A 17,300-nucleotide genomic window follows, 5' to 3' on the forward strand; every position below is an offset into this window, starting at 1 on the left:
AAGTTTTATAACTTTTCTTCTTTAATACAGGGCAAGGATGCCGAATGCCATTCCGATCCCGAGAATCGCACCGGCCGCCACCTGCACCGGCGTGTGGCCAACGTACTCCTTTAGCCTTTCCTGGATGATAAAGCCATCCAGGTTCAGGATATTTTCTGAAAACAGGCTGTTTAAAAGCCTTGCCTGCTTTCCCGTCTCCCGCCGGACTCCCATGGCGTCGTACATGACTACCATGGCAATCACGAAGCTTATGGCGAATTCAAAGCTCCCCACTCCGTATTCGAGGCCCGATGCCGTCGTCAGGGCACACACCGTCGCCGAATGGGAGCTGGGCATCCCGCCGGAACCCACCAGGCGCTCCGGGTTAAAGGAGCGGTTTAAGACTACGTCGATGATTGTCTTTAACACCTGCGCCACGGTCCAGCCGGCCACAGAGCAGACTAACACCCTGTTCCCCAGTATCTCGTTCCAAATATTCATGGTTTTCTCCTGTCCTTCTCCTCTGCTGCCTTATGCCGTCGTGCATGGACAGAATCAATAGCCGATCAGCCAGTCATAAAGCTCCTGGTACTTCTTTGCAGAAGCATTCCAGGAAAAGTCAACTGCCATGCCGCGGTCGATGATCTTGTTCCATTCCCGCTTTTTGTCGTAATAGATATATTTTGCATAGCGGATGATATTTAACATCTCATGGGCGTTATAGTTCGCAAAGGAAAATCCGGTTCCCGTCCCCTCGTACTCATTGTAGGGCCATACGGTGTCCTTCAGGCCGCCGGTCTCGCGGACAATCGGCACCGTGCCGTAGCGGAGCGCCATAAGCTGACTTAAGCCGCAGGGCTCAAAAAGGGACGGCATCAGGAACGCGTCGCAGGACGCATAGATCTTGTGGGACATCGGCTCGGAATAGTAAATCTGCGCCGAAACCCTGCCGTTATATTTCCACTCATAATGGCGGAACATATTTTCATACCGGTCTTCGCCGGTTCCAAGAACCACAAGCTGAACATCCTCGGAGCAGATTTCGTCCATGACGCACTGGATCAGGTCAAAGCCCTTCTGGTCCGTAAGGCGGGAAACGATGCCGATCATGAACTTCTTATCGTCCCTCTCAAGTCCAAGTTCTTCCTGGAGCGCCCTCTTGTTCTTGATCTTTTCCTTGCGGAAGGTGCGGGCGTTATAGTTCTGGACAATATAGGAGTCTGTCTCCGGGTTGAATTCGTCGTAGTCGATGCCGTTTACGATTCCGCGCAGGTCGCCGGAACGCGCACGCATGAGGCCGTCTAAGCCCTCGCCGTAAAACGGCGTCTTGATTTCTTCGGCATACGTATCGCTGACGGTAGTAATGGCGTCCGCATAGACAAGGCCGCCTTTTAACATGTTGCCGTCTTTATAGGCCTCCAGCTTATCCGGCGTGAAATAGTAATCCGGAAGCCCGGAGAATCGCTTGATGGTTTTTACGTCCCACACGCCCTGGAATTTCAGGTTGTGGATCGTCATGACGGTCTTCATGTTCCGGAAAAATTCGCCTTCATGGAAACGGTCTTTCAGATATACGGGGATCAGGCCGGTCTGCCAGTCGTGGCAGTGAACCACGTCCGGCTGCCATCCGATCACAGGAAGCGCCGATAAGGAAGCCTGGCAGAAGAAGGAAAACTTCTCCAGGTCATAGTACCAGTCGCCGTAGGGCTTTTCGCCCCAGAAATAGCTCTCGTTGTCGATAAAGTAGAAGGTGATCCCTTCGTAGACATATTGGAGAATTCCCACATAGCGGCTCTGGCCAAGGTAATCCATGTAAAAATGGTCGATGTAGGTCATCTGGTTGCGGAATACTTCTTTGATGCAGAGATATTTCGGGATCATAACCCTCACATCAAAGTATCTCTTGTCAAAACATTTCGGCAGGGAGCCGACAACGTCAGCCAGACCGCCTGTTTTTATGAAGGGAACTGCTTCTGATGCAATAAACAATACTTTTTTCATTTTGAACCCCCATCCTTCGGTATTTCTCACCATGATACCAGTATAGCACATTCCCATGGAATTAGAAAGTGGGTGCCCAAAAAATTTCTTTAAATCCTCTTGTAATCCAGGCGGATCTTGTCTGCAATCAGGGCCACAAATTCGGAATTGGTCGGTTTTCCCTTCCCGTTGCTGACCGTGTAGCCGAAAAGGTCGTTGATGGTGTCCATCTTCCCGCGGCTCCATGCCACCTCAATGGCATGGCGGATGGCACGCTCCACGCGGCTCGGCGTCGTCTGGTGCTTTTTTGCAATGGTCGGATACAGGATCTTTGTGACAGAGGAAAGCATTTCCGCATCCTGGACGGACATGATGATGGCATCGCGGAGATACTGGTAGCCCTTAATATGCGCTGGGATCCCGATCTCATGGAGCATCTGGGTCACGTCGGTCTCCAGGTTCTGCTCCATGTAGGCTGCTTTGTCCACGTAGGGCTGCACCTTCCGCTCCGGCGCCTGGAGTGACGAAGCGGCGCGGTTCCTGCTGTTTCCGACACGCCAGATTTTATCGAGGATCACGTCCCGGTTAAAGGGCTTCATGATATAGTAGTTTGCACCGAGACGGAAGGCGTCCTCTGTCACATACTGGCTGCTGGCGGCCGTTATCATGATAAAGGACGGGCTTCCCTTCATCTGCGTGTTGTTTTTTACTTTTTCCATCACAGAAATTCCATCCATTTTCGGCATGATCACATCCATCAGGACAATATCAGGATTTGTTCGCACGATCATGTTGTACGCATCTTCGCCATTGTCGGCCTTTCCTACTACGTGGATTCCTTCTTCTTTCTCTAGTATTTCATCAAGCAGCTTCAAGGTCTGTCTGCTGTCATCCGCAATCGCAATATTCAGTTCTGCCATAATTCTCCCTCCTGAACTGTCACAAAAAATGTTGCCTCGCTCCCGTTTTCCATTTTCTCCCAAAAGACGGGAACGTGTAGTTCAATTATAGTATCTTTGGGAACGGAGGCGCAATGTGATTCGGTCGCAAATTTCGACAGCGTGCGACAGTGTTTTGGATTGAGGGTTCAAAAAAATTTCACAATATTTTTGTAGACGATTTCGTCTGTTTATGGTATTTTATATTTGCAGACGGTTTCGTCTGTTTTTGCGGATGCAGTTAATTTTATCAGAAAGAAGTGGTTTTTTATGTGGATTACAGATATGTTAAAGCTGGCGGCAGCAATCATTTTTGCCTTTGCGGCAGGAAAGCTGACGGCCAAACTTAAGCTCCCTGCCATTCTTGGCTGGCTGATTGCCGGAATGGCCCTCGGCCCTCATGCCTTCAATCTTTTAAGTGATTCCCTGCTTGATTCCGGCTGGTACCGCATAACCGAGAGTATTCTGGAGTGTACGGTCGGCCTGATGATCGGCACGGAACTTCTGTGGGGGAATCTAAAGCACACGGGCAAGCAGATTCTGATAACGACTGTCACCGAATCTCTGGGGACATTTTTTGTTGTAAGCCTGGTGTTCGCGGTGCTGTTTCATTTTGCCGGACTTCCTGTCTATCTGGCTTTTATGTTTGGGGGCATTGCTCTGGCTACGGCTCCGGCCCCGTCTCTTTCCATTGTCAATGAGATGAAAGCTTCGGGCCCTGTCACAAATGCGCTCATTCCCATGGCCGCTCTGGATGATCTGGTGGGTGCCCTTGTATTTTTTGTTGTAATAGCCCTGGTGTCCGCCCATGTTTCCACAGAACAGGTTTCCGTTTTTTTCATTCTTTTCCTTGTTTTCCTGCCTGTGCTTATCGGTATTGCCACCGGCTTTTTGACCGGAAAAATGCTCCAAAAGAGGAAGGATACCAGAAGCTCCCTTTTAATCCTGGCCTCTATGCTCTTATTTTCTTCCATCATCGGACTGTACTTGAATTACATGGTTCTGCCGTCGCCAACCCTCAATTTCCTGTTGATCGGCATGGGCTTTTCCACGGTGTTCGCCAATATGATTTCTGAACGGCAGCTCGCCGGAATCATGAAATTCATGACCCCGGTTATTGGATTCTGCCTGATTGTCATGATTCTGAATCTCGGCGCTCCCTTGGATTACCATCTTGTCCTGGGCGCCGGTGTTTATACGGCCGTCTACATTCTTTCCCGGGCTGTCGGGAAATACGGCGGAGCCTGGTTTGGGGCGGCCATTACCCATGCGCCCAAAACTGTCCGCAGGTACCTTGGACTCACGCTTCTTCCCCATTCCGGCGTTTCCCTTATTTTTACAGGGATTGCCGTCTCGGTGCTTCGCGAACCGGCGCCGGAATGCGTGCCCGTTATCCAGGGTACCATTGCCGCAGCGGCTGTCATCAATGAGATTATCGCCGTCATCATGGCGAAAAAGGGATTTGAATGGGCGGGAGAACTGCCCGAAGGAAAGGAGACGTTTCTTCATGACGCAGAAAGAACGGCAGGAGCTCAGTAGGGAAAAGATCTTGCAGGCCGCGGCGAAGGAGTTTGGAGACCGCGGCTACGACGCCGTCACCATGGACAGCATCTGCTTCGGCCATGGGATATCCAAGGGCATGATGTACCATTATTATTCCGGAAAGGATGAACTGTTCCTTCTATGCATTGGGCGCATGTTTCAGGAACTCAGGGACTTTCTTGATATGCAGGAGCAGCCAGTCAGTTCTGATCCCCTGGAAGCTGTCCAGGATTTTTTTCTGATGCGTGAAAAATTTTTCCGGATACATCCGGATTATAAGAAGATCTTTGAAAATGCCATGCTCCATCCGCCAAAACATTTAAAGGAACAGATTCTCGCGCTCCGCGCCCCTGTGCGGGACATGAATCTTAAATTCCTGCACCATGCCATATCCAGGCTCCCGCTTCGCCCTGATTTGAGCCAGGAGCAGGTGATTCGGTACTTCGAGTGTGTGGAGGCCTTTTTCTGGAATCTGACGGAGCAGTATCAGGCTGGCCGTCCGGCCTCGGATTACCGCTCCCTTCTGGCTGTTTCCAAAGAAGTCCTCGATATGGTTCTTTTTGGGATTGCAGTGAAGAAATCCTGATGAAACAGCAGAATACTGCAAAAATTTCTCGCCCCTGGATACAGAACCCCCGCAGTCTGCTGCGGGGGAGTGGTTCAGGAAAAAAACTTGTCGAACAGGGGATCTAACTCCGGCTCATGCACCACATAGCCGATGGCTACCTCGTGGTTGGTAAGCTCCGTGAGCTTTTCCGCCCTATCTTTTCCGAAGGCGCCGCAGAGTTCGATGGCGCCAAAACCGTCTCTATAAAGCTCCAGAACCTTTTTTTCTGCCTCCTCAAAGCTCCGGACAGTGAAGATGCAGGTCACGGACTGGCCTTTTTCAAAGCGGCACTGGTGCTTTTGAGGGTCGTAGGCCGGGGCCATTAAGATGAATGCGAATTTTTTCATGTGGGGATTCCTCCTTGTGGGGTTTTAGTAGAGCCAGGCGGCGCCTTCGTCTGCACCGTCGGCCATTTTCCTGTATTTTTTGAGAATCCCGGGAGCGTCGTGCTGCGGACGCTTTACATGCTTTAGCCGCTCGCTTATTTCTTCATCGGAAAGTTCCGCCTGAAGCAGATGGTTTTCCAGGTCGATAGTGATGATGTCGCCGTTTCTTAAACAGGCGATGGGGCCCATGTCCCAGGCCTCCGGCGATACATGGCCGACGCAGGGCCCGCGGGAGGCGCCGGAAAACCGGCCGTCCGTCACCATGGCTACGGATTTATGGAGCCCCATTCCCACCAACATCGCCGCAGGAATCGAAAGCTCCCGCATACCTGGGCCGCCTTTGGGGCCTTCGTAGCGGATCACAAGGACAGAACCGGAACGGATGTCTGAATTCATCAGGCAGTCCATGACCTCTTCCTCCGAATCGAAGACCACGGCCGGGCCGCGGTGGTAATACATGGACGGATCCACGCCGCTTTTTTTGACGACGGCGCCTTTGGGGGCCAGGTTCCCGTAAAGGACGGAAAAACAGCCGTCAGCATGGAGCGGATCATCAGCCGTATGGATCACTTCCCTGTCGATGGCCCGGTGGTACTGATCCAGATACTCCCCAAGGGTACCTCCCATGACAACGGGGACATCGGTGTGGAGATATTCCCGGATGGTTTTTAAGGAGGCGCCGGAGCCGCCGGCCTTTCCGTAGTCGATCAGGTTGTATTTCGACGAAGGTTTGAATTTTGCGATGACCGGCACATCTTTCTGGATTTCATCGAATTCTTTTAAATCCAGAGGGATTCCGGCACATTTTGCGATAGCTAGCACATGCATGACGAAATTGCTGGAACCGCCGGTGGCCGATACGTGGCGAATGCCGTTTTCCAGGGACTTTTTCGTAATGAATGTCCTGGTGGTCTTTCCTTCCCGCACCAGCTCCATGATCCGCTCGCCCACGTCCCGCGCCTGCTTAAATTTAGCGGAGGCGCAGAAGGGGATCGTCGCGGAGTCCGGCGGGCAGATACCGATGGCCTCGGCAAATACGCACATGGTGTTGGCCGTCCCGTACATGGAACAGGTACCGCAGGAGGAACAGATGTTCTGCTTGTATCTTCCGAAGGTTTCTTCGTCGACGGTACCGGCGCGGAAACTTCCGATGGCTTCTTTTAAATCCGGCGTCACAAAGGTCTCACCATTTTCCTCGTAAGGAAGCATGGAACCGGGCGTCAGAAAGATGCTCGGCACATCAATGGAAGCGGCCGCCATTAACATTCCCGGCACGATTTTATCGCAGGCGCATAGGAAAACCAGACCGTCAAAATGGTGGGCGCCACACATGGCCTCCACGGCCCCGGCTATCAAATCCCTTGAAGGCAGAATGTACTGCATGCCGCGAAGCTGCGCCATCCCGTCGCAGGGCGCCGGGACACAGAATTCCGCTGGCGTACCGCCGGCTGCCCAGACGCCTTCCTTCACATACTGAGCCAGCTCTTTTAACGGTTTGTGGCCCGGGTTTACATCGTTCCAGGAATTTACGATTCCAATGATCGGCTTCCGGATGTCCTTATCACGGAAACCGGCGGCGTTCATAAGGCCCATGTAATAGGCCTCGGCATTTTCATCAATGTGCGGCATATGATATTCCTCCTTATAAGCTTTCTGCAAGAAATGCGGTATTTTCCGAGACGATGCGGCGGATCTCCCGCTCCGGATATCCGGTTTCGGCAAGCTTTCTGCACCAGGCCATAATGGCTTCATCCGGCGGGATGGATGTAGTCTGGCCGCCGTCGCTGGATACAATGGTGTGCTCCGGGCCAATGGCATTGATCTCAGAGAGCGCCAGCTCCCAGCTTGATTCTCCGGTAGCAATCTGGAGATAATTATGTTCGATAAATGCCCCGTACCGCGCGCATTCCTTCTGCATTTCAACAGGCATAAACGTGGCCGGATAGTCGCAATGGGTCACAACCATTTTCTCAAGCTTTCTTTCGCTGGCCGCTTTTATAAGTGCCAGGGACTCCTTTGGCGAGAGGTGCCCCGTCGCCAGCACCATGTCATGCGCTTTCAGGATCTCAAGGATATCATACACCACCGGCTTGATTTTTTCACCATCGAATATGGAAATCCGCTCTCTTTTTAGTGTCTGGTTGTCGGCGACGGCGCCGTACGGCTGAGGCGCATCCTGATTTCTATTCAGGAAATCGTATTCATTTTTTGAATCCACCGTGGGAAACCAGCAGATTTTTGCGCCCATGCGGCCTGCCATCTCCACGGCCATGGGATTCAGGCCGCCCATGGCGTTGTTTAAGGTAACGGTTCCGATGGCGGAAAAGCCCGGGAACATTTCCCGGATCAGGGCTGCCCGCCCCGCTGTGCAGAGCTGGTGGTTTTTAATGGCATAGCCCTTCATTCCGGCTGCCTGGTACCGCTTTGCAAGCTCAATATCGGAAAATCTTCTTTTTACCACATCTGGCGCCGAATGGACATGAAGGTCATAGGCACCGCTCCATAATTCTGTCATTTTTGTGATACCTCCTATTTTAGAATCCAAGGCTGTGCCATACGATCAGAAGCGCCACAGTGATTAACGGGATCACGCATTCTGTCATGAACATGTGGATGTACGCCTCTTTATGGCTCTGGCGGCAAATGTTTAAAAGTGTAATCTGGCCGCCCGTATGGGGCAGGGAATCGAAGGTTCCGCCGGCAATGACGGCAATCCGATGGATGACTTCCGGCGCGATTCCCAAAGATAAATACGTGTCTTTAAAAGCTTCTAATGCCACGCCCATTCCGCCGGAAGCAGACGCAGCAGCGGCCGAACAGAGACCGGAGGTCACGGCCACATAGATAAGCGGGTTCATGGAAATACTTCCGAGTCCATCCACCAGGGCTGAGAATGCGGCTGTCTCCTTCATAACACCGGCAAAGCCCACAACCATGGCTGTATTTAAGATTACAGTTGCCGAATTGTTAGCGCCCTTGTTGCAGATCTGAAGCCACTCTCCGGCATTTCCGCCGTATTTCCACAAAAGAATCATGCCCAAAAGGACTCCTGCCAGCAGTGCCATCTCCACGGCAAGGTGCAGGACGTTGAAAAGGACGATAATCACGAGCAGAGGAACCAGAGCGAGAACCGGGTTCGGAAGGGCCTTATCCTGTCCTTTTTTCATCTCCTCTTCCACATAGGCATCCGTCACAAAACCGAGACCTTTTTTCGCATAGACGTTTTTCTGCCATTCCAGATAGGCAAAAACCATGATGTACTGGATTACGCCGGCGAAAAGGAAGCCGCCGGCAAAATCAGCCGTAGAACTCGTCCCAAGGGCCTTCATCGCAAGGACATTCGGGACGGCCGGGGAACCGGGCGCCGTCATGGCCCATGTCCAGCAGCCGGCTGCTATGGCACCGGGGATTAAAGCTCTGGAAATGTTCGCTTCCTTGCAGAGATGAAGGGCAATCGGGTACATGGCGAAGTACACCACAAAGCCGCTGACGCCACCGAAAGCCAGGATTCCGGTGATTGTCATGATTAAGGGAAGGACAAATTTTCCTTTCGTCCAGCCGGACATCCAGACGGCAATGGATTTTGCCGCGTTCGTGACCTCCATAATCCCGCCGAAAATCGCGCCCAGGAAAAAGACGAAGAAATTTGACTTTACGAAGCTGGCCGAGGATTCCAGATACGGCCCGAGCATGGCGTCTAAAACCGGCATCTGACAAACGATGACGAGCAAAAGCGCCATGGCCGGCCCCAAAAGGATCGGGCTCCATTTCTTATACGCCAGGAAACTGAAAAGGCAGATAAAAACAGGTATCAGCATTACGTTCATAGACAAGTCCCCTTTCTGAAAAAATAATACCTTTTTCTTCAGAATACATAGTTTTTACGCCGAAGTAAAACAATATAAGATACAGTTGGAGACAAGTCAGGACTTGTGCCTTTTTGTCGTTTTTTGTGCTATAATTAAGTGCAGGAGCCGGGAATTTTGTCTGTAAGGGGGAATTTATATGCAGCAGGGCTTTGAGCTGTTTTTGATTGCGGCAGAAGAACTGAATTTCAGCAAGGCAGCCCAGAGGGCCTATGTAACGCAGCAGTGCTTAAGCGACCACATCAAGCGGCTGGAACAGCAGTACGGCGTTCCGCTGTTTTACAGGAAGCCGCGGCTTTCCCTGACGGAATACGGCGCCGTCCTGCTGGCTGCGGTTCAGAATATGAAACTGATCGAAACGAACCTGGAAAACGATTTTTGCGAACTTTCCGGGGAGGAACGCGGCGTGTTTACCTTCGGGATCAATGCCACCAGGGCCAGGATCCTGCTTCCGGAGATTTATCCGGACTTTCACAGACGCTTCCCCCATGTGGAGTTAAACATCCGTCTCAACGAGACGCGCTCCATGCAGTCTCTCCTTTTAAACGGGCGGCTCGACATGTTCCTCGGTGTGGATACCATTGTCCAACCGCTGCTTGCCTCCCATTTTATCTGTGAAAATCCCCTGTTCTGTGTTTTTTCTGCGGATACCTTCCGGCTGCTTTTCAGTGAACTGTCTGAGGAGGCGCTTTCCGGCTGCAAGGACGGCGTCGACCTCGCCAGCTTCCAGGATGTCCCATTTCTTCTCTGCCTGCCGGAAAGCACAACCAGGCAGATGATCGTCAACGCCTTAAGCCGTCAGAATATCTATCTGAAAAATTCCATCTCCATCAGCGATTATGAGACACACTTTGCCCTCTGCGCGAAAAATACGATGGTTACGGTCTGCCCTGCCATTGCGGTCAGCCAGGTGAAGTCCATGAACATGACGCTCCCCTGGGAGAAACGGCTCCTTGTGTTTCCGATCCAGAATTTTAAAAGCTCTTTGAGCGTCCAGCTTGTGTACCACAGGGATCTCCACTTGACCGGGTATATGAAGTATTTTATCCGGCTTTTGGAGAGGGAGATGGGGAGACAGAATGAGGAGGCGGAGAGGTATATGGATGAGGTGGTGTTGGGGGGATGAGAAAAGACCGTAAGAAGGGAGAATAGAAATCTCCTCTCTCACGGTCATACATTTACTGTTCCTTCCTGCTGTCTTTTTGCAGGAGCCTTACAGAAATCCCACCTATGGGGTCGCTGAAATAGATATAGGGATATCGGCCATTTTCATCAACCGGAGCTGTTTCTTTTATAAATAGGTATCCCTTGCTTTCGAGATATGCCACAGATCTTTTTATATGATTGGTACTGAGCGTAAGGCGTACTTTTGTCTCCTTTGGAAAGCTTTCTTTTGTAAAATTAAGGAATCCTCCAACCGATTTTAAAACGCCTGTTTCCGCGCTCAGATGGAAAATTTCCTGAAACCTGTATATATCCTGTACCGCTGTTTCGGTACTCTCAATATCCACGCTTTCTATCTGAAAGCCCATCATAGCGTAGACGGCTTCCTGCGCTCGGATCCGCAGTGCCTCCCAGGCCCCTTTTTCCATGAGGTCCCTCGGCGCCAGCCAGCTCCCGGCACACGCAAAAACATTGCCAAATGACAGATAGTCCTCCACTGTCTCTGATGCAATTCCTCCGCGCGGCATAAACCGGATTCCCGGATATTTCCGTTTTAGCTTCAGCACAAAATCCGGCCCTCCAATAAAGTTAATCGGCGAAATGCTGATCCGGTCAAATCCCCTTCTCACTGCGGCATCAATTTCCGACATGGTTCCTGCCACGGGAAATACGGCCGCCTCTGTTTTCACCGCTTCGTCAATTACCTCTTTATCCGTGGCATTGATAAAAACGAACCGCGCTCCGGATTCCAGAGCCATATGGAGCTGTTTTGTATCTGATATCATGGAACAGCCATATTCTGTTTGCGGACAGCAAAAAGATAATGCCTTTAAAATATCCTGTACATCCGGACAGGTACTGGGAATCTCTATCACATGAAAATTTTCCTGGGCCAAGGTCTTGGCTGTCTCCACGGCTTGCTCTGCACATGCTGCGCGCACTACCGGAAGCATGCCCTGACTCTGTATCCGTTCTGCAATCCTGTTCATAAGCGCTTCCCCCCTTATCTGGAACCGTAGGTATCCCTTAAGTAAGGCCGCATAAACATCGCCGTATAGTATGGATTTTCCGTTTCACGCTCATAGCCAGGCTCCAGGATTTCCCTGACGTAATACTCATGATATTTTTGAAGCTTTTCTTCGTCAAGCTTTACCCCAAGCCCAATCCCCTGCGGGACATCCATATATGGGCTCTGCTTCATCTGGAGCGGCCCGCCTTCGATTACGTCATCCAGCATGCTGCGATATTCGGACATCGAACATGCCATGGAAAAATTGGGGCAGGAGGCCATCACATGCAGGCTGCCTGCAAGCGCAATCCCAAGCTGGAAGAAGGAATGATGTACGCACTGAATTCCGGCTGCTTCCGCCATGCCTGCGCTGATGCGGACGCCATTATATCCGGCATCGAACCGCCCATCGAGTTTCACATAGTCGACACAGTCTTTTTTTATCACATTCACGAGATCATACATGGTCCAGTTTGACTCATGACCCAGGATCGGCACATTCACATGACTCCTCACATGCTTCAAAGCATCCAGATTATACATCATAACTGGCTGCTCGATCCATCCGATCCCATACGGCTCCATGCGCCGGATAATACTAATTGCCTCACCCGTAGACCAGGCTTGATTGGCATCTCCACAGATTTTTACATGCGGCTCCGGAGCACCTTCCCGCATGGCGGCAATCGCCCGGATGTCATCCTCAGGATCCATTCCGATTTTTGTATAGAGGGTACGATAGCCCTCTGCCACCATCTGCCGCGCCATCTCCTTCATCCCGGCGCTCTCCTGTCTCTCGATGACGCCGATAATTTCCACGCGGCTTCGGAACGCACCGCCCCAGATCTGGTAAAGCGGCATTCCCGCCTTTTGAGCCATAATATCCCAAAGCGCCAGTTCAATTCCAGAAAAGGCCCAGCTTGCCGTATGGATATGCAGATGATTGGCGTTGTATTGTACATAAAGCCGTTTCATCAACAGATTGATGTTCGCGCAATCCTCTCCAACCAAAATCGGTTTGGCTGAATTTACGATTGCACTGGACAGATCCAGTCCCAGGACTGCCGGTGTCTCTCCTATCCCCATATAGCCTTCATCCGTAAACACCTGTACAATAACGGCGATCACAGCGTTCGGCCCTTTTCTCATTTTCGATTTTGTTTTCGATGGCTTTAAAGGAACTGCAACCGGTGTTGCTTTGATATCTGTAATCTTCATTATGACTCCTTTTCCCGCCTGTTTACCTAGTCAGCCTCCTGAACCACAAGCTCGCGGCCGATATCCCGGTAATTATACAGCGTATATTTTGAGATACTTAAATAATTGCATACTCTGGTTCCCGACTTTGTAATAAGGAACGCCCCCCGCTCATCAAGATAGCGGATGAATTCCTGTTTGTCCTCTTTCGTCATATCTTCCGGCTCTTTTCCAACATGCCGGTGAGCATCTTCAATCAGGTTTGTCAGAAGCGTGTTCACATCTTTTGTGAATGTTTCTTTTGCCTCCGTACTGCTTTTATTGATGTGTGCCCGAAGGTATTCTTCCATCGCCAGCGTGCGGGTAATGTCCTGGTTGATACAGATGCTCCCAATCACAGCACCGTCGTCCCCATAGATAAAAATGGTAGAGCAGCGCAGGATTTTCCCGTCTTCCGTACGCAGAATTTCATTATACGAGTTACCGTCATCTGTTGAACCGCTTAAAACCTCAAGTCCCAGGTCATCGCCACAGTCCCCGATTTTTCTTCCTGTAATATGCCCATTGCGGATATCCACGATGGAATGTTCGTATTCATTTGTCAAATCATGCAGGACAAGCTCCACATCTGCTCCAAAATGTGCCTCCAGCATGTCAAACATGGTAATAAAAAAGTTTTTTTCTTCGGCTAAATTACGCATTCCTTTCCACCCTTCTGCAGCTTCACAGCCATGTTCCATAATCAGACGTCTCCGATATACGCAATGGAAATGCCGGCTGCTTTATCATTAACGTATATCTGAATTATAACATAAATATTTTTTATGTATATAGCCAGCAGGCCACCTGCCGGCCGTCTGTGTCATGCAGCAAAGGTTCTTTTTCCCGGCACTGCGCGGTCGCATGCGGGCATCTTGTGTGGAATACGCATCCGGACGGCGGGTTCAGTGCGCTCGGAACTTCTCCCTGAAGAGCGGAGGCGCCGTTTTTTTTCCCAATACTCGGGACAGATTCCAAAAGTGCCTGCGTATAGGGGTGGAGCGGTTTGGAAAAAAGCTGCTTCTTTAAACCAATCTCTACAATCTTTCCGAGATACATGACGACAATCCGGTCACAAATGTATTTGATGACCGCTAAATCATGGGAAATGAAGAGATACGTCAGATTTTTCTTTTTCTTAATCTCTGTCAGAAGAGCCAGGATCTGCGCCTGAATTGACACATCCAGAGCCGAAACCGACTCATCCGCCACAATAAAGCTTGGTTCCAGTGCCAGCGCACGCGCAATGCAGATCCGCTGTCTCTGGCCGCCGCTAAATTCATAAGGGAATTTATTCATATCATCTGCCCTTAAACCGACAGATTCTAAAAGTTCCCCGACGATCTCTTTTTTCTCGCCGGAATTTCTAATGCGGTGATAAATCTCCAACGGCTCTGCCACCGCATTTAAAACCCGCAGCCGCGGATCCAGAGACGCATACGGATCCTGAAAAATCATCTGCATTTTTGCTCTGTACTTTTTCAACCTTGCATCAGATAGATGGTCAATCCGATCCCCTTCAAAAAAAACCTGCCCGCTTGTCAGTTTTAATAAGGAAAGAAGCATGAACCCTGTCGTGCTTTTACCACATCCGGATTCTCCGACAAGTCCTAAGGTCTCTCCTCTATAAATATCCAGAGAAATATTGTTGACTGCACAAAGGGGCGTCTTTTTCAAAAAACCGGTTTTGACATAATATGTTTTGTTCAGATTCTCTGCATGGACTAAAACTTCTTTATTCTTCTGATCCAAAACCGCATCCATTAAGCTCCTCCCCCTTTCAGCATGTGGCATGCCGCATAATGTCCCGGCTCTATCTCACGAAATGCCGGAACAGACTGACGGCAGCTTTCCATGGCATATACACAGCGATTATTAAAATGGCATCCGGCAGGCATGTCCCACAGATGGGGAATAACCCCTGGTATCTGTGTCAGAACTTTATCGTCCAAAGAAATCTGGGGAATACAATTTAAAAGCCCTACGGTATATGGATGCACCGGATTTTTAAAAAATGCATCTGCACTGTTTTCTTCCACCTTCATTCCTCCGTACATAACCATAATCGTGTCCGCCACCTGGGACACCACACCCATATCATGAGTAATAAAAATAATAGACGTATTGAATTCCTTTTTTAAAGAAGAAAGAAGTTCCAAAATCTGCGCCTGAACCGTAACGTCTAATGCAGTCGTTGGCTCGTCTGCAATCAGGATATCCGGGTTGCATGCCAGAGCTATGGCGATCATGACGCGCTGCCGTAGACCGCCGCTCAGTTCATGAGGAAACTGCTTAATCCGTCTGGACGCTTCCGTGATCCCCACTTTTTCCAACAGATGAACAGCATACTCCGTCGCCTGTTTTTTCTTCATCCCTTTATGGCGGATCAGCACCTCGTTAATCTGATATCCGATTGTATATACCGGATTCAGGGCAGTCATAGGCTCCTGAAAAATCATGGATATTCGATTTCCACGTATTTTTTGCATTTCCTTGTCATCCAGATTCGTGATGTCACGGCCGGCAAACTCGACTTTTCCTCCAGCAATGCGTCCACCGGGCTTGGGGAGAAGTCCCATAATTGCAAGGCAGGTAACAGATTTTCCGCTTCCTGACTCCCCGACGATACAAAGTGTCTCGCCTTTGTGAAGGGAAAATCCTATCCCCTGCACCGCCGTAACAATTCCATGATCCGTGGCAAACGTAACATGAAGATCTTCTACTTTTAAGATTACATCACCCATATCAGCCCTCCTTCATCAAATCCCGGAATTTGGGATCCGCGTTGTCACGCAGCACATCACCGAGCATATTGACTGCCAGTACAGTGAGCACAATGGCAAGCCCTGGGTAGATAACGATCCACGGTGCGTTCGTCATAAATTGGCTTCCTTCATTCAGCATATTTCCCCATGTCGGGATCTCTCTCGGAATTCCAAGTCCCAGGTAATCCAAGGATGCAAGCTGGAGTAAGGCCCCAGAAAATGTAAACGTCGCCTGGACAATGATTGGAGAAATCAGGTTCGGAAGAATATGGCGGCATAAAATCCGTATTGTCCCCGCTCCCTGAGACCGGCAGGCCGTAATATAAACCTCCGCCTTCAGTTTCAGGGTCAATCCATAAATCACACGGGCCATTCGGGTCGTATAGTAGATTCCAACGGCAATGATGACGTTCATGACACCAGAACCCAGGATTGTAATGAAAAGCATCGCAAGAAGAATCGGTGGGAACACCATCATCGAATCCACAAGCCGCATAATAACAGCTTCCATGGAACGGATATATCCTGCAATCAACCCGAGAAGGCAGCCTAAGGACATAGAAAAAATCACAATCCCCAATGCACCCAAAAGACTCATTTGACTTCCATAAATAATTCTTGACAGAATATCCCTTCCAAAATTATCGGTGCCGAGCAGATGATCACTCCTGAAAAAAGTAAGTCTTGCCGATATTTCCTGTGTGTTTGGATCATATGGGGACAAAATACCGGCAAACAGGGCGCATACCAAAATTATGAGAAGAAATATCAGTGCACCCAATGTAATTTTGCGCTTCTTTAATATTTTAAGCATAGCACCCCTCCTCAGTTAATCGTTGTAGCGGACTCTGGGGTCTATTTTTGCATAAGAAATGTCCACAAGGAAATTGATTACCATAAACACCAGGGCCAAAAGCAGGGCTACTCCCTGTACGGTTGGATAATCCCTTTGAAGAATGGAGTCCGTTAATAATTTTCCTAATCCTGGCAGAGCAAACACGTTTTCCGTAATAACAGAACCGGAAATTAACGCGGCAAAAATAAAGCCAAAAGAAGAAACTACGCTGATCAGAGAGTTTCGGAATACATGCTTGATATTGATCTCCATGTTGGAAAGTCCCTTGGAACGCGCCGTTCTGACATAATCCTCTTTCATCAGATCCAGCATTCCCGACCGGATCATCCTGATCACGATTGCCGTATTGGGAATTCCGACTGTGATTGCCGGCAGCACCAGGTATCTTAAATCTGAAAGATCCCCGCTTTCCAAAATCGATGAGAAACCGGACGACGGAAAGAACGGGAGGGCAACTGCAAACATCAGCATTAACGTCAGACCAAGCCAAAATGTCGGTACTGCCGCAAAAAACATAGCGATGCTGGATAGAATCTGATCCGTCCATGTATTTGCCTTTACAGCACTGACAACACCGACCGGTATGGACACCAGAATAATAATCAGGCTGCTCATAATACCCAAAATCAAATTACACTCTACCCTGGAAGAAATCACCTCTACCACAGGCTTTCTCTGAATGATGGAATCTCCCAAATCGCCTTTTAAGGCATCCATAATCCAGACAAAATATTGTTTGTATATGGGCTCATTAAGGCCTAACTTCTCCTGAAGAGCAATCACCTTCTCTTCCGGTGCCGCATCACCAAGCATAACTCGTGCCGGGTCGCCCGGAATGAGCCGGATGATAAAAAAGATAAGAAGAGATACAATAAAAAGCGTTGGAATCATAGATAGCAACCGCTTTAATGTGTATTGCAGCATAATATTTCCCCACCCTTCTTCAAAATAGTCCCCTGCCTGAAAACCAGG

General features: G+C 49.8%; 17 protein-coding genes. 3 read left to right on the forward strand and 14 right to left on the reverse strand.

The window, feature by feature from the left end; translation table 11 throughout:
* Window positions 1-21: 21 nt before the first annotated feature.
* The 3 genes from KE531_03485 to spo0A all read right to left on the reverse strand — a co-directional run bounded on the left by KE531_03485 (window position 22) and on the right by spo0A (window position 2,879).
* Window positions 22-480 carry a divergent PAP2 family protein gene (locus tag KE531_03485; protein ID MBR9952689.1) on the reverse strand — a complete coding sequence of 153 codons (459 nt, stop codon included), beginning with the start codon at window positions 478-480 and terminating at the stop codon, window positions 22-24.
* 54 nt (window positions 481-534) lie between these two features.
* Window positions 535-1,980 carry a glycogen synthase GlgA gene (gene glgA / locus KE531_03490; GenBank protein ID MBR9952690.1) on the reverse strand — a complete coding sequence of 482 codons (1,446 nt, stop codon included), beginning with the start codon at window positions 1,978-1,980 and terminating at the stop codon, window positions 535-537.
* An 89-nt stretch (window positions 1,981-2,069) separates the two neighbouring features.
* Window positions 2,070-2,879: a sporulation transcription factor Spo0A gene (gene spo0A, locus KE531_03495; GenBank protein MBR9952691.1), complete on the reverse strand. Its 810-nt coding sequence runs from the start codon at window positions 2,877-2,879 to the stop codon at window positions 2,070-2,072.
* 288 nt (window positions 2,880-3,167) lie between these two features.
* On the opposite strand from spo0A, the gene KE531_03500 reads away from it, so the two are divergent.
* Window positions 3,168-4,436, forward strand: a complete 1,269-nt coding sequence (locus KE531_03500) for a cation:proton antiporter (GenBank protein MBR9952692.1) — start codon at window positions 3,168-3,170, stop codon at window positions 4,434-4,436.
* Window positions 4,405-5,025 carry a TetR/AcrR family transcriptional regulator gene (locus KE531_03505; protein ID MBR9952693.1) on the forward strand — a complete coding sequence of 207 codons (621 nt, stop codon included), beginning with the start codon at window positions 4,405-4,407 and terminating at the stop codon, window positions 5,023-5,025. Before KE531_03500 ends, KE531_03505 begins: the two co-directional genes overlap by 32 nt.
* A 74-nt stretch (window positions 5,026-5,099) precedes the next feature.
* Here the strand turns inward: KE531_03505 and KE531_03510 are convergent, their stop codons facing one another.
* From KE531_03510 to KE531_03525, 4 genes are read right to left on the reverse strand one after another with little or no spacing between them, the layout of a single operon-like run.
* Entirely contained in the window at window positions 5,100-5,393 is a 294-nt protein-coding gene (locus KE531_03510; protein ID MBR9952694.1) for a hypothetical protein, read from the reverse strand.
* 24 nt (window positions 5,394-5,417) lie between these two features.
* Window positions 5,418-7,061: a dihydroxy-acid dehydratase gene (locus tag KE531_03515; protein ID MBR9952695.1), complete on the reverse strand. Its 1,644-nt coding sequence runs from the start codon at window positions 7,059-7,061 to the stop codon at window positions 5,418-5,420.
* A gap of 13 nt (window positions 7,062-7,074) precedes the next feature.
* Complete coding sequence (locus KE531_03520) at window positions 7,075-7,947, reverse strand: cytosolic protein (GenBank protein MBR9952696.1); 873 nt, start codon at window positions 7,945-7,947, stop codon at window positions 7,075-7,077.
* Window positions 7,948-7,966: 19 nt separating this feature from the next.
* Window positions 7,967-9,259: a GntP family permease gene (locus KE531_03525; protein ID MBR9952697.1), complete on the reverse strand. Its 1,293-nt coding sequence runs from the start codon at window positions 9,257-9,259 to the stop codon at window positions 7,967-7,969.
* 178 nt (window positions 9,260-9,437) lie between these two features.
* Here KE531_03525 and KE531_03530 point away from each other — a divergent pair, with 178 nt between their 5' ends.
* Window positions 9,438-10,424, forward strand: coding sequence for a LysR family transcriptional regulator (locus KE531_03530; GenBank protein MBR9952698.1), 987 nt, complete (start codon window positions 9,438-9,440; stop codon window positions 10,422-10,424).
* Between the two features lie 52 nt (window positions 10,425-10,476).
* Here KE531_03530 and KE531_03535 read toward each other — a convergent pair whose 3' ends face one another.
* The 7 genes from KE531_03535 to KE531_03565 form a co-directional block, all read right to left on the reverse strand.
* Complete coding sequence (locus tag KE531_03535) at window positions 10,477-11,451, reverse strand: hypothetical protein (protein MBR9952699.1); 975 nt, start codon at window positions 11,449-11,451, stop codon at window positions 10,477-10,479.
* A 14-nt stretch (window positions 11,452-11,465) separates the two neighbouring features.
* Window positions 11,466-12,689, reverse strand: a complete 1,224-nt coding sequence (locus tag KE531_03540) for a mandelate racemase/muconate lactonizing enzyme family protein (protein MBR9952700.1) — start codon at window positions 12,687-12,689, stop codon at window positions 11,466-11,468.
* A 26-nt stretch (window positions 12,690-12,715) separates the two neighbouring features.
* Window positions 12,716-13,369, reverse strand: a complete 654-nt coding sequence (locus KE531_03545) for a transcriptional regulator (GenBank protein MBR9952701.1) — start codon at window positions 13,367-13,369, stop codon at window positions 12,716-12,718.
* Between the two features lie 121 nt (window positions 13,370-13,490).
* Complete coding sequence (locus tag KE531_03550; protein ID MBR9952702.1) at window positions 13,491-14,459, reverse strand: ABC transporter ATP-binding protein; 969 nt, start codon at window positions 14,457-14,459, stop codon at window positions 13,491-13,493.
* 11 nt (window positions 14,460-14,470) lie between these two features.
* The gene (locus KE531_03555) at window positions 14,471-15,451 is read right to left on the reverse strand and encodes an ABC transporter ATP-binding protein (GenBank protein MBR9952703.1); all 981 of its coding nucleotides are present in this window, start codon (window positions 15,449-15,451) and stop codon (window positions 14,471-14,473) included.
* Between the two features lies 1 nt (window position 15,452).
* Window positions 15,453-16,286 (reverse strand): ABC transporter permease, encoded by an 834-nt coding sequence (locus tag KE531_03560; protein MBR9952704.1) that lies wholly within the window; start codon window positions 16,284-16,286, stop codon window positions 15,453-15,455.
* Between the two features lie 15 nt (window positions 16,287-16,301).
* Window positions 16,302-17,219, reverse strand: a complete 918-nt coding sequence (locus KE531_03565) for an ABC transporter permease (GenBank protein MBR9952705.1) — start codon at window positions 17,217-17,219, stop codon at window positions 16,302-16,304.
* Window positions 17,220-17,300: the final 81 nt, after the last annotated feature.

It is taken from the genome of Eubacteriaceae bacterium Marseille-Q4139 (genome assembly GCA_018223415.1).
Taxonomy (GTDB): Bacteria; Bacillota; Clostridia; order Lachnospirales; family Lachnospiraceae; genus CABSIM01.